The following is a 14,339-nucleotide window of genomic DNA, read 5'->3' on the forward strand; positions in this document are numbered from 1 at the left end:
GATGAAAAAAGCTTTTCAACATAGCATTTCTATAGCAATGGCATTTTTAGTGCTGTTTTCAACCTTTTCTTTTACGGTTGATAAACATTTCTGTGGAAGCTTTTTAGTAGATAAAGCAATTTTTTCTGAAGCCATAACCTGCGGGATGGAAATGGAAACTTCATCTGAAGATTCCTGCTGTACCAATGAGAAAATTGCGGTAGAAGGCCAGGACGAGTTAAAACACCAGTTTGATTCGCTAGACCTAAATCAACAGCTTTTCCTCACAGGCTTTGCTTATTCCTACATTTTTATTTTTGAAGATTTTTCAAAAGAAAATATTCCTTTTAAAGATTATTCTCCACCACTTCTGGTCAAAGACATACATCTTGAAGACCAGGTTTTCCTTATTTGATATACATTTTTGTAAATGTCATCCTGTTTCAAAATGATAAAATCGTCATTGCGAGGCACGACGCAATCTGTTAATATCAGCAGATTAGATCACCCGATAAACATCGGTGTCATAATGACGTTTACAGTTTCATTTTGGGCTATTTCTCATTTTGTTTACAGCGCTTAGTTGTTTTATTAATGTATATCCACATTCATGTTCAATAAGATTATAAAATATTTTCTTTATAACCGACTGGTTTCTGTCCTGCTTTTAGTATTTCTAATCGGCTGGGGCTTGGTAACTGCGCCTTTTAATTGGGACACTGGATTTCTGCCCAGTGATCCAGTTCCGGTAGATGCTATTCCCGATATTGGAGAAAATCAACAAATTGTTTTTACCGATTGGCCCGGGCGTTCCCCCCAGGATATAGAAGATCAAATTACTTATCCGCTTACCAGTTCACTTTTGGGAATTCCGGGAGTGAAATCTATTCGTAGTTCTTCCATGTTTGGTTTTTCCAGTATTTATATCATTTTTGAAGAAGATGTAGAGTTTTACTGGTCCAGAAGCCGGGTGTTAGAGAAGTTGAATTCTCTTCCTGCAGGTTTATTACCCGATGATGTTCAGCCTACTTTAGGTCCTGATGCTACAGGTTTAGGCCAGGTTTTTTGGTACACTTTAGAAGGTCGCGATAAAGATGGAAATGTTACCGGTGGCTGGGACCTTCACGAATTACGTAAAGTTCAGGATTATTATGTGAAACTTGGACTAAGCGGCGCAAAAGGAGTTTCAGAAGTTGCTTCTATTGGTGGTTTTGTACAGGAATATCAAATTGATGTAAATCCCGATGCGCTTAAAGCCTACGGAATTGGCATCAACCAGGTAAGGATGGCGGTAAAGAATTCTAACCGCGATGCCGGGGCGAAAACTTTAGAGGTAAACAAAGTGGAATACCTGGTACGCGGGCTCGGTTATATTGAATCTATTGAAGATATTGAAAATACTGTTGTAGCCGCAAATGATAACACGCCGGTACTTATTAAGGACCTAGGCCGGGTAAGTTTAGGTCCTGCCGAACGCCGCGGAGTTTTAGATAAGGGAGGAGCTGAAGTTGTTGGTGGTGTGGTAGTAGCAAGGTATGGCTCAAATCCCCTGGCGGTAATTCAAAATACTAAAGATAAAATTCAAGAAATATCTACCGGATTACCATCTAAAACGCTTTCTGATGGTACCGAAAGTCAGTTAACTATCGTCCCTTTTTACGATAGAACACAACTGATTAACGAAACTATAAACACCCTGGAGCGAGCACTTTCCCACGAGGTGCTTATTAGTATTATCGTAATTATAGTACTTGTCTTAAACCTAAGGGCTTCTATTTTAATATCCAGTTTATTGCCGGTTGCGGTGCTTATGACGTTTATTGCGATGCGCTATTTTGGGGTAGATGCCAATGTGGTAGCACTTTCAGGAATTGCTATTGCCATTGGAGTGATGGTAGATGTTGGGATTGTTTTTGTTGAAAACACTATTCGCTGGCTGGAAATGCCTGAAAATAAAAATCTCCGCGGAAATAAACTTGCCGGTGTAATTTACAAAGCAACTGCTGAAGTAGCCCCGGCGGTTACAACAGCACTCGCCACCACGATTGTAAGTTTTATCCCGGTTTTCTTTATGGAAAACGCCGAGGGTAAATTATTTCGTCCCCTGGCTTTTACTAAAACCTTTGCATTGGTAGCGGCTTTCCTTATTGGGGTTTTTGTACTGCCCATGTTATCGTATTTCTTTTTCAATATTAAAATTGATAAAAAGAAAACCCAGCAAACCTGGAATATTGTGTTAATCATTTCAGGAATCGCTTTAGCCATTATTTTTAGTTTTTGGTTGCCTTTAGCTTTAACGCTTATCGGGATCGTAAAAATTGTTGAAGACAGGAACCCGCATTTTTTCGGAAAATATACCAATTTGGTAATTCCGGGTTTAATCCTGGCGGTTACTATATTCTTTCTTGCGGAAGAGTGGATGCCACTTGGCTTTCAGAAATCGGCGTTCGCCAATTATATTTTTGTAATCCTGTTGTTAAGTATCACTTTGATAGTGTTAATGATGGTCGTAAAATACTACGAACCTATCTTAAACTGGTGTTTAACTAATAAGGCGAAATTCCTCACACTCCCCATTATCACTATATTTTTTGGTGCGATGATCTGGTTTGGTTTTCCAAAATTATTCGGTTTTGTAGCCAACGGATTTGATAAAGTGGGATGGAATGTGAGAACCACCCAGGTTTGGAGTGGGCTAACGCATTCTTTTCCCGGTGTTGGAAAAGAATTTATGCCCTCGTTAAGCGAAGGTAGCTTTTTATTGATGCCCACCACTATGCCACACGCAGGGATGGAGGAAACCACCAAAACCCTGAAACAATTGGATATGGCGGTAACCGGTATTCCTGAAGTTGAGGTTGCTGTTGGGAAATTAGGAAGGGCAGAAACCGCTCTGGATCCTGCCCCAATTTCTATGTTTGAAAATATCATTAATTATAAACCGGAATATATTCATGCAGAAGACGGATCGATGCAACGATTTAAAGTTGATGATGAAAACCGTTTTATTCTCAAATCAGGGGACACGTTAACTAATGCTGAAGCTATTCAAAGAGATGTAATCGCTTCAAATTTAATTGAAGATGAAGATGGAAAATTCTACCGAAATTGGCGCGAACATATTAACAGTCCAGACGATATTTGGAATGAAATTACCAGGCGAACAAAACTTCCCGGGGTAACTTCGGCGCCAAAATTACAACCCATAGAAACCCGTTTGGTAATGTTGCAAACCGGGATGCGGGCGCCAATGGGAATTAAGGTTTACGGTCCCGATCTTCGAATCATTCAAGATTTTGGAATGAAACTGGAAGAATTGCTAAAAGAAGTGCCTTCAGTAAAATCTGAAGCCGTTTTTGCTGATCGGGTTGTAGGAAAACCTTATCTCGAGATCGATATTGACAGAGATGCGATTGCTCGCTACGGACTTAGTATTGAAGATGTACAGCAGACCATTGAAACTGCTATTGGCGGAATGGAAATTACTTCTACGGTAGAAGGCCGGGAGCGATTTCCGGTTAGGGTGAGATATCCCCGCGAATTAAGAAACGATCCTGAAAGTATTAAGAATATTCTTATTCCCACTTCAAATGGGGCTCAAATTCCGTTAAGAGAACTCGCTGAACTTAAATATGAGCGTGGGCCGCAAATGATAAAAAGTGAAGAAACTTTTTTAACGGGGTACGTACTCTTTGATAAACGCGATGGCTTTGCTGAAGTAAACGTAGTAAACGATGCACAGCAGCATATTCAGGATAAAATTGATGCCGGTGAATTGCAGGTGCCGCAAGGAGTTAGTTATAAATTCTCCGGAAATTATGAAAATCAGGTACGGGCTGTAAAACGCCTCGCAATATTAATTCCTATCTGTTTGATTATCATTTTCCTCCTACTATATTTTCAATTTAAGAGCATTATTGCATCCACAATTCACTTTTCAGGCGTATTTGTGGCGTTTGCAGGTGGTTTTATTATGATTTGGCTTTATGGGCAGGGCTGGTTTATGGATTTTGATATGTTCGGCACCAATATGCGTAACCTTTTTCAAATGCAGGAGGTGAATTTAAGCGTAGCAGTTTGGGTAGGATTTATCGCTCTGTTTGGGATCGCTACCGATGATGGCGTTTTAATGGGAACATACATTCACCAGGTTTTTGAACGAAAAAATCCAAAAACAGTTTCAGAAGTTCGGGAAGCGGTGATGGAGGCCGGTTTAAAACGGGTACGCCCTGCAATGATGACCACGGCAGTAACAATCATTGCGCTTTTTCCGGTACTGACTTCAACCGGAAAAGGATCTGATATTATGGTGCCAATGGCCATTCCAATTGTAGGTGGGATGTTGATTCAAATTATGACAATTTTCGTAGTACCGGTTTTACAGGCTATTTGGAGGGAAAAGAAAGAAGCCCCCTCCAACTCCCCCAAAGGGGGGAGGGTTTAGAAACTGATAACCCTAAGGTTTGATTTAAAATATAATAATGAAAATAAACGCGAAACATATAATTTTTACCTTGCTTTTACTCCCCCTTTGGGGGGTAGGGGGGCTTGCCCAGGATTTGGAAGATTATCTCCAAATCGCTGCCGAAAATAACCCAAAGCTACAATCGGCCTATACGCAATTTGAAGCCGCACTACAGCAATCGCCGCAAGTTTCGTCTTTACCAGATCCCACATTAACGGTTAGCGCATTTGGTAGAATGGTAGAAACCCGTCTGGGCGCCCAGGAGGCCCGGTTTAGCCTTATGCAAATGTTTCCCTGGTTTGGAACTTTAAAAACAAAAAAAGAAGCAGCAGATTTACTGGCAGAAGCAAGATTTCAGGAGTATTTGGCAATGCGAGCCGACTTATTTTTCGAAATAAAAAAAGCATATGCTGAGCTTTTTGCTATTGAGAAAACTATTGCTCTAAAAGAGGAAAATCTTGACATTTTGGATTCATATAGGGAGCTTTCCCTCAGTAAGTTTAGAAGCGGAAGTTCAAAAATGGTAAATGTTGTTCGGGTAGATATCAAACGCGACGAAGCCTTAACAGAAATAGAGCTTGAAAAAGAACAACTGGAAAGTTTAAAAAAGCAGTTTAATCTTTTACTGAATAGAGATCGGCAAGCCGATGTTGCAATTCAGGATACCCTGATTTTTAATCCTGAAATACAAAATGAAATAATTAGTCCTGAAGAAGCTTTTAAAATGCATCCAGAACTTACCAAATTCGATAGGGAGCGGGAGGCCTACGAAAGTCGTGCAGAAACAGCTCAAAAATCGGGCTTACCTAATTTCGGGATTGGCGTGGATTATTCGATTATTTCAAAACGAACAGATGCAAATCCGCCAATGAACGGGCAAGATGCGATAATGCCTATGTTTTCGGTGAGTTTACCGATTTTCAGAAAAAAATATAAAGCCGCAGAAAAAGAAGCCGAATTAATGCAGGAAGCCGCTATTCAAAATAAAGAAGCGAGAGAGAACCAGTTGCTAAGTGAATTTGAGCAAACGGTCTACGATTTAAATAAAGCTGCCAAACTTCTTAAACTCTACGAACGGCAAATTGAAAGTTCTAACCAGGCAAATAAGCTTTTGGTTTCGGCTTTTAGTAATAACGATGGCGATTTTGAAGAAGTGCTTCAAATGAATCAGGATATTTTAATGCTGAAAACTCAGCAAATAGAGGCTTTGAAAACCGGATTTACGGCTCAGGCAAAAATGGATTATTTATCAGCTAAAACTGAAAATTACGATGAAACGAATTAATAATATATGGAAAGCTGCCGGGATTCTTATCCTGGGACTTTTATTCGGATACCTGCTTTTTGGTGGAGGGAATGATGCTGAAGAAGCTGAAGAGCACGATCACTCTGAAATGAGCGAAAATCAAACCTGGACCTGTTCTATGCACCCTTCGGTACGACAAAATGAACCGGGAGATTGCCCAATTTGTGGAATGGATCTTATTCCCGTTTCAGAAGATGAAAACGAACTGGATTCAGACATGTTTGTGATGAGTGAGAATGCGCTGAAACTTGCAAATGTAGAAACCATGCTGGTTGGAGCCGGTGAAACTTCAAAAGAAATTAGACTTAACGGAAAAGTTGAGGTAGACGAACGAAACACTTACACTCAATCTACCCATATTCCTGGGAGAATTGAGCAATTGCGCGTGAATTTTACCGGTGAAAAAGTGAATCGTGGGCAGGTTTTGGCCAGCGTCTATTCGCCAGATTTGGTAACTGCCCAGGAAGAATTATTACAGGCAGCCGAGATAAAGGAAAGTCAGCCAGAACTTTTTGAAGCCGCAAAACAAAAGCTTAGAAACTGGAAAATTAGTGAGGCGCAAATTAATAATATGTTGAGTAGAGGTGAGGCTATGGAGAGGTTTTCAATTACTGCCGATGTTGGTGGCGTAGTGACCGAACTTATGGCTGAACAGGGTGATTATTTGGAAAGGGGAATGCCTATTTATAAAATCGCTAATCTTGATAAACTTTGGGTGCTTTTTGATGTTTACGAGAGCAATATGTCCTGGATTAAAGAAGGTAGCACCATAAAATATACTATACAATCAATTCCCGGAGAAACCTTTGAGGGTGAGGTAAAGTTTGTAGACCCGTTGCTAAATAATAATACCCGTGTGGCTACTGCCCGGGTAGAAATTGAGAATGAGAATAGACGAATTAAACCAGGAATGTTTGCAACAGGAATTATAGAAAATAACCTTAGTACCGAAAACGAAGAAATTGTAATTCCACAATCTGCAGTTTTGTGGACGGGGAAACGTTCTGTGGTATATGTGAAGGAAAATGTGGAAAACGGTGCCGGATTTAAACATCGGGAAGTGGTTTTAGGTTCTTCTTTAGGGGATTCTTATGTTGTGGAAAAAGGTTTAAGTGCAGGCGAGGAAATTGTGGTAAATGGTACTTTTACCGTAGATGCGGCGGTGCAATTAGCCGGAAAACCAAGTATGATGAATCCGGAGGAAAATAGTGCAGGCGATATTGAAGAGATAGAATTATCTGTAGCCGGGAAGAGTGAAATTCAGGAGGTATTTAATTCTTATTTGGCATTAAAAAATGCCCTGGTAGAAGATGATTTTGAAGCCGCAAAAAAGCATTTGAAGACAGTGGAAAGTAAAATTGAAGCTGTAGATGTTTCGGCTATTCAGGCTTCAGCGGCAGATGCTGTAGAAAATTATAAAACGCGGCTTCAGGCGAAACTATCTGCCATGAAAGCTTCCGAAGATATTTCAGCATTAAGAACCGGTTTTATTGATTTTTCCGCAGAAATAATCAGGATGGCAAAAAGTTTAAAACCTTTTAGTGGGCAAATTTATATTCAGCATTGCCCAATGGCCAATAATGATAAGGGTGCAGATTGGTTAAGCCTTTCAGAAGAGATTAGGAATCCTTATTACGGGAGTGCGATGCTAAGTTGCGGGGAAGTAACCGGTGTAATTGAAGATTAAGAACCAATAAGTGAAAGGTATTAAAGAGTAATCAGAATAATAAATTTATATAAGTTTGTTGAATTAAAAGTCTTGAAGTGGTTAAGCGAAAAACAGCTCGAAAAATAAGACAGGCCCACAGATACCTGGGACTTTTTATAGGAATTCAGTTCATTATGTGGACTGTTAGTGGGATGTATTTTAGCTGGACAGATCTTGATGAGATTCATGGCGATCATTTTAAAAAGGAGGTAGTTGAAAATCCATCTTTTTCCAATCTGGAGGGACCGGGCGCAATATTTGATGGCCCTATAAGTTCTTTAGAGCTTAAAGATATTGGCGGCAAAGCATTTTATTTAGTTAATGAAGAGATTCTAATAAACCCTGAAACGGGGGAAGAGAAGCGGGGAATTACCAGGGAAGAAGCCTTGAAAATTGCCAAAAAGTATATGCGTGAAGATTTAGAAGTTTCGGGAATTAAATTGATTAATGAAACCGGAAATCACCATGAATATAGAGGTGGAAATTTACCGGCGTATGTTATTTCATATAAAGATCCTGCCAATCTTAAAGCTTATATTTCGGTAAATGACGCTGCATTTAAATCAGTTCGCCATAGAGATTGGCGCTGGTTTGATTTTCTCTGGATGACCCACACGATGGATTATGAAGGGCGGGATGATTTTAATAATCTTGTACTTCGAATTTTCTCTTTGATGGGACTAATTACAGTCTTGAGTGGTTTTGTACTCTGGTATATTTCTTCACCTTCAATAAGAAAAATTCAAAAAAGAATTAAATAAGAATAATTACAAATTAAATTAAAAACAGAAACGATGAAAAAAAATCTAAGAAACTTAATGATGCTTAGCCTGGTAGCAGTAGCAATATCACTAAACTCTTGCCGCGATGCCGAAGAAAAGAAGAATGAACCGGCAGAGCCTATGCAAAATGAAATGCACCAGGGTGACGAGCAGGCCAGCATGGATACTTATGAAGGAGAAGCATTAAATGCTGAATTTAAGAATGAAAATACTGCCGAAATTTATAATTTATATGTAGAAATTAAGGATGCTTTTGTAAATACAGATGCTGAAACTGCGAGCGAAAAAGCTGCAGAACTTGCTGAAATAGCAGGGGACAATAAAGAAATAGCTTCTGCTGCAACGAAAATTGCCGAAAGTGATAATGTAAATACACAACGGGAAGATTTTTCTAAACTTACTACCGCTATGGAACCTGTTTTGCAGGATGCATTAGAATCGGGCGAAATTTATAAGCAATATTGCCCAATGGCGTTTGAAGGAAAAGGAGATTACTGGTATTCTAATTCCAAAGATATTTTTAACCCCTACTACGGAGATAAAATGTTAAAATGCGGTAGGGTAGAAGCTACGCTAAACTAGTTAAAAACTTTATAGCTAATATAGCCTGCCGACCAAACGTCGGCAGGCTTTTTTATAGGTAGTTTTTCGAAAAATTGAAGGTTTTATTTGAAAAGTTCGATTAGGAAGTTATCTTACAAAGATTTAATAATAAGAACATGAAATTGTCTTCCCTCGCCAGTATATTTCTGGCTATTTTTCTTTCCATATCTTGTGTAGATGAAGCTAAAAATAATTCCTCGAGTGAAAATCAATTAGATAAAGAACCTGAAGAGCACGAGTTTACCAATATGCTTGTGAATGAGAGCAGTCCTTATTTATTGCAGCACGCCCATAATCCTGTTAACTGGCATCCCTGGAGCGAGGAAACTATAAATAAAGCTAAGAAAGAAAATAAATTACTGGTAATTAGCATTGGTTACGCCGCCTGCCATTGGTGCCATGTAATGGAAGAGGAAAGTTTTGAAGACCCCGAGGTGGCCGAACTTATGAACGAGAATTTTATTTCGGTAAAAGTAGACAGGGAAGAGCGGCCAGATGTAGACAATTTATATATGAATGCTGCACAGCTCATGACGGGTAGCGGAGGCTGGCCATTAAATGTTTTAGCACTGCCAGATGGGAAGCCATTTTATGCGGGTACATATTATCCCAAGGAAGACTGGTTAAAAATTCTTAAGCATTTTGTAAAACTCAATAAAGAAGATCCTGAAGCCATAGTTGAACAAGCCGAGAAAATAACCGATGGCATTCAAACTTTAGAGCAAATGCCCATTGTTAATAAAGAGAAAGCTTTTTCTTTAGACGAACTTGAAACGGTATATGCTCAATTAAGGTCTAAGATAGATTTTGAAAAAGGTGGTAAAATTGAAACCCAGAAATTCCCGGTGCCGGTTCTATGGAAATTTTTACTTCATTATAATTATTTAACCAACGATCCCAGTGCACTGGAAGCTGTAGATGTTACCCTAAAAAATATTGCTTATGGGGGTGTTTACGATCAGCTTGGTGGTGGTTTTGCCAGATATTCTACAGATGAAGATTGGTTTGCACCTCACTTTGAAAAAATGCTTTACGATAATGCCCAACTCATTGGGCTTTATTCCCAGGCCTGGCAAAAAACCAGGAATCCGCTGTATAAGGATGTAGTTTACGAAAGTCTTGAATTTGTAGACCGTGAACTTACCGCTAAAAATGGAGCGTTCTATTCCTCGCTAGACGCTGATACCGATGGGGAAGAAGGGAAATTTTACGTTTGGACCGCCGATGAAATTGATGAACATTTAGGGGGAGATTCTTCCATTTTTAAAGCCTATTACAATGTGAAAGAAAACGGTAATTGGGAAGATGAAAAAAATATCTTGCACAGGGAAAAATCTGATAAAGCTTTTGCTGAAGAAAAGTCCCTGTCGGTTAAAGAATTAAAAGAAATACTTTCTGAAGGAAGAAAAAAAATGTTGAGTGAAAGGCAAAAGAGAACCTTACCTGCCCTTGATGATAAAGTACTTACTTCCTGGAATGCATTAATGATAAAGGCTTATCTGAATGCCTATAAGACTTTTGATGAAAAACGATTTTTAGAGGCTGCAGTAAAAAATGCCCGTTTCCTAAATGAAAATGTTATTGCTGAAAATGGTGCTTTAACCAGAAATTATAAAGACGGAAAAACCAGCATTCCTGGTTTTTTAGATGATTATGCCTTTGTAATTTCAGCATTTATCGATCTTTATCAGGCTACATTAAATGAAAAGTGGCTGTACCAGGCGCAAGATCTTACAAATTATACCAAAGAGCATTTTTTCGACGCTTCTTCCGGAATGTTTTTCTATACCCATGATGACCATTCGGGTCTAATTACACGGCAAAAAGAAATTCTGGATAACGTTATTCCTTCATCTAATTCAGAAATGGCGAAAAACCTCTTAATCCTGGGGCATTATTTTTACGATAGCGAAAACAAAGCTCTGGCAGAACAAATGTTATTAAATGTTCAAAAGGATTTAAAGGAATATCCAGATTTCTATGCAAATTGGGCTATAGTTGAAGCACTCCTGGTAAAACCTCCATTTGAGGTAGCCATAGTAGGAAAAGAGGCCCACAGGGTGAAAAAAGAAATCAATCATAATTATCTCCCGAATGTCCTGTTAATGGGCGGGGAAAAAGAAGGAAATTTAGAGTTATTGAAAGGCAAATTTATTGAAGGGCAAACCACCATTTATGTTTGTAAAGATCACGTATGTAAGTTTCCTGTAACCACAGCCAGAGAAGCTTTGGAGCAAATCAATGAATCTGGAGGTTTTTGGTAAGATTAGCACCACCTGAATTTTGGTTTAATTGTATTTTCGCAATCGAATTCCCTGCGGAAATTATTTTCAGCATACATCGTCTTTTTTTTCGCTTATTTCTTCATCTAAAACCCAAACTATTTAGAATTCAGTTTTAGGATTTCTTGCTTTGCTGAATAGAAAGGTATATTTTTAAGAAATAATACTGTTTTTCAGTATTCTATATTATAAAAACAGGAATTTTTCCCTTAAAATTTGGCGTGAAATATAGTTGATGCTTTTTCCGGGATTTTTTTAACTGCATTACGCAACCGATTGATTTGAGTGGTGTAAGCAGTTTGTAGAGGTTTCCTTTTTTAAATATTAACCTATAAAAGCTTTTAAAACCAATAAGAATTATGAAGAATATTACACAAAAACTTTATTTAAAAAATACTTATCTCTTTCAAAAGTACGGGGTTAAGGCCGTTTGTCTCGGCATTTTTTTAATGATGGGTAGTGTCTTTGCCCAAACTTCGCCGTTAACGCTTAATGAAGAAGAGTATTTTGAAAAACCCGGGGTAAACATTTTGGCATTTAGTAATTGGTATGATGGGTTATTTAGTGATTCAAAAATAAGTGGGATAGAAGTAATTCATCATGGAGTGAGAACAGTCACTAATGGTGATGTGAGGTTACACGCCACCCCAGAACAATGGGATGCGATTCCCACCTTTGTTAGAAGGGAAGTAGACAGGGGAAATAATCGTATTGATACGTATGAAAAATATCCCGATTACGATTTTGAATATATGATACGGGCAGAACGAGATGAAGATGAAGTGATTTTAAGTGTACACTTAGATGAGCCAATTCCCGAAGAATTACAGGGAAAGGCCGGGTTTAATCTGGAATTTATACCCTCGGCCTATGCTGAGAAAACTTATTATATGGACGGTGAAGGAGGTAATTTTCCCCTATACCCGCACAGTAGCATGGACAAAGATACTTCAGGATATACGGCACCGAAACCTTTTGCTGAAGGAAAAACCCTGGTAGTTGCGCCCGGAGATCCTAAACGAAAAATTACAATTATTTCAGATGAAGCAGAATTAAGGCTTCACGATGGGAGAGATAAAGCCCAGAATGGTTGGTTTGTTGTTAGAAGTTTACTTCCTGAAAATAAAACCGGTAAGGTTCTACAATGGCGTTTAAATGTAAATTCTACCCCAGGCTGGACGCGTAACCCGGTTATTGGTCATTCGCAGGTTGGCTATCACCCTAATCAGGAAAAAGTTGCGGTTATTGAGTTAGATAAAAATGATTCTCCTGCTTCCGAGGCCACGCTTTATAAGTTAAATGAAATGGGAGAAAAGGTGGAAAAACATACAGCTGCCTTATCTAATTGGGGGCAATATACCAGGTATGAGTATTTATATTTCGATTTTTCTGAAGTAAAAGAAGAAGGCTTATATGTTATCTCTTATAAAGCCGAAACTACGGCACCTTTTAAAATTAATGAAGATGTGTATGAAAAAGCCTGGCATCCCACGAATGATGTTTTTTTCCCGGTGCAAATGGATCATATGTTGGTAAACGAAGCTTATAGGGTTTGGCATGGCGCTTCCCACCTTGATGATGCGCTGCAGGCACCCGTTAATCATGAGCATTTTGATCTTTATGCCCAGGGTCCCACAACAGATACCGAATATGAACCGGGGGAACACATACCGGGACTTAATATTGGTGGGTGGTATGATGCCGGAGATTATGATATTAGAACTCAAACCCAATATTATGTAGTTTCTCATCTTGCTCACGCGTATGAAGATTTTAATTTACAACGAGACCAGACCCTGGTAGATTACGATGCTAAATATGTAGATCTACATAACCCAGATGGAAAACCAGATATGCTTCAGCATATTGAACACGGGACCCTGGGGTTAATTGCGCAGCACCGTGCTTTAGGAAGGGCGATTCCCGGTATTATCGTGCCCGATATTTCTCAGTATACCCATTTGGGAGACGGTCTAACTATGACAGATAACCTGATTTATGATAAAGAAATGGATCCTCTGGAAACTGATGGATACAAAAGTGGAAAATTTGATGACAGATGGGCCTTTACAAGTAAAAGCACACCTTTAAATTATGGTTCTATAGCAGCATTAGCGGCTGCCAGTCGTGTTCTTAAAGGATATAATGATGAATTAGCTGAAGAGTGTATAAACACTGCTATAAATGTATGGAAAGAAGAGCACTCAAAAGAGCCAGATCTTTTTCATCACGGAAATACTACCGGCGGCACTTTAGAAGAGGAAGAATTAAAAGCAGCGGTAGAATTATTACTTTCTACAAAAGATGAAATGTACGCCACTCGCATAAAAGAGATGTGGCCTACTATAGATAAAAACTTTAACCTTCATGCCGGTCGGGTTATAAAGATCTTAGCCTATATGGATGAAGATTTTAAGCAGAAGTTAAAAAATAAGGTAAAGGACTATAAGAATGAAATCGCTGAGCATAGGAAAGAAAATCCCTATGGTGTCCCTATTGGCAGAAGGGGTTGGGCTGGCAATAGTCAAATTGTAGCCTATGCAATTAATAATTACCATTTACATAAGGCGTTTCCCGATCTTATTGATAAGGAGGAAGTTTTTAAAGGTCTTAATTATCTTTACGGAACGCATCCTGATTCTGATATATCCTTTGTTTCTGGAGTGGGAACAAAATCTAAGAAAGTAGCTTATGGAATGAACCGTGCAGATTTTTCATTTATCGCCGGTGGGGTAGTACCAGGAGTTTTAATTTTAAAACCAGATTTTCCGGAAAATAAAGAAGATTGGCCGTTTTTATGGGGAGAAAATGAATATGTAGTAAGTGTTGGCGCATCTTATATCTATCTGGTGAATGCCGTTCGGGATCTACTCAATAATCAATAATGAAATGCTACTCGGACTTGTCCTCTCATATAAATTTAAGCTGAGAACTTGCCTAAGGCTGATAATTTTCTGAAACGAAAAAATAATAGTTTATGTGTTAGTAAATAGTTTTAGAAAGTTCCATTACTGAAATATAAAAATCTGGTCTTACGGCCAGATTTTTTTATAAGCTCAAATAGGTATTTAAATTTCAAGGGCTTATTTGTATATATTAATATAATACTACCCCACATTTCAATTTAAAAGTATACCACTTATTACCAACTTGAACGTCCAACTAGAGACGTTCGGAAAATGATAAGCATGTATACAAAACAGGAAATAATATT

Annotated in this window: 8 protein-coding genes; all 8 read left to right on the forward strand. The window is 38.6% G+C overall.

Annotated elements, in window-relative coordinates:
- Position 1 precedes the first annotated feature (1 nt).
- The 8 genes from J0871_RS07035 to J0871_RS07070 all read left to right on the forward strand — a co-directional run bounded on the left by J0871_RS07035 (position 2) and on the right by J0871_RS07070 (position 14,010).
- Positions 2-394, forward strand: coding sequence for a hypothetical protein (locus J0871_RS07035; RefSeq protein WP_208224469.1), 393 nt, complete (start codon positions 2-4; stop codon positions 392-394).
- 195 nt (positions 395-589) lie between these two features.
- The gene (locus J0871_RS07040; protein ID WP_208224470.1) at positions 590-4,423 is read left to right on the forward strand and encodes an efflux RND transporter permease subunit; all 3,834 of its coding nucleotides are present in this window, start codon (positions 590-592) and stop codon (positions 4,421-4,423) included.
- Between the two features lie 37 nt (positions 4,424-4,460).
- The gene (locus J0871_RS07045) at positions 4,461-5,729 is read left to right on the forward strand and encodes a TolC family protein (protein ID WP_208224471.1); all 1,269 of its coding nucleotides are present in this window, start codon (positions 4,461-4,463) and stop codon (positions 5,727-5,729) included.
- Positions 5,716-7,437 (forward strand): efflux RND transporter periplasmic adaptor subunit, encoded by a 1,722-nt coding sequence (locus J0871_RS07050; protein ID WP_208224472.1) that lies wholly within the window; start codon positions 5,716-5,718, stop codon positions 7,435-7,437. The genes J0871_RS07045 and J0871_RS07050 overlap by 14 nt, the downstream gene beginning before the upstream one ends.
- Positions 7,438-7,514: 77 nt before the next feature.
- Positions 7,515-8,219, forward strand: coding sequence for a PepSY domain-containing protein (locus J0871_RS07055; protein ID WP_208224473.1), 705 nt, complete (start codon positions 7,515-7,517; stop codon positions 8,217-8,219).
- A 33-nt stretch (positions 8,220-8,252) separates the two neighbouring features.
- Complete coding sequence (locus J0871_RS07060; RefSeq protein ID WP_208224475.1) at positions 8,253-8,822, forward strand: DUF3347 domain-containing protein; 570 nt, start codon at positions 8,253-8,255, stop codon at positions 8,820-8,822.
- Between the two features lie 137 nt (positions 8,823-8,959).
- Complete coding sequence (locus tag J0871_RS07065; RefSeq protein WP_243870420.1) at positions 8,960-11,107, forward strand: thioredoxin domain-containing protein; 2,148 nt, start codon at positions 8,960-8,962, stop codon at positions 11,105-11,107.
- 377 nt (positions 11,108-11,484) lie between these two features.
- Positions 11,485-14,010, forward strand: a complete 2,526-nt coding sequence (locus tag J0871_RS07070) for a glycoside hydrolase family 9 protein (protein ID WP_208224478.1) — start codon at positions 11,485-11,487, stop codon at positions 14,008-14,010.
- Positions 14,011-14,339: the final 329 nt, after the last annotated feature.

The sequence above is a fragment of the Salegentibacter sp. BDJ18 genome (assembly GCF_017579965.1).
Lineage (GTDB): Bacteria > Bacteroidota > Bacteroidia > Flavobacteriales > Flavobacteriaceae > Salegentibacter.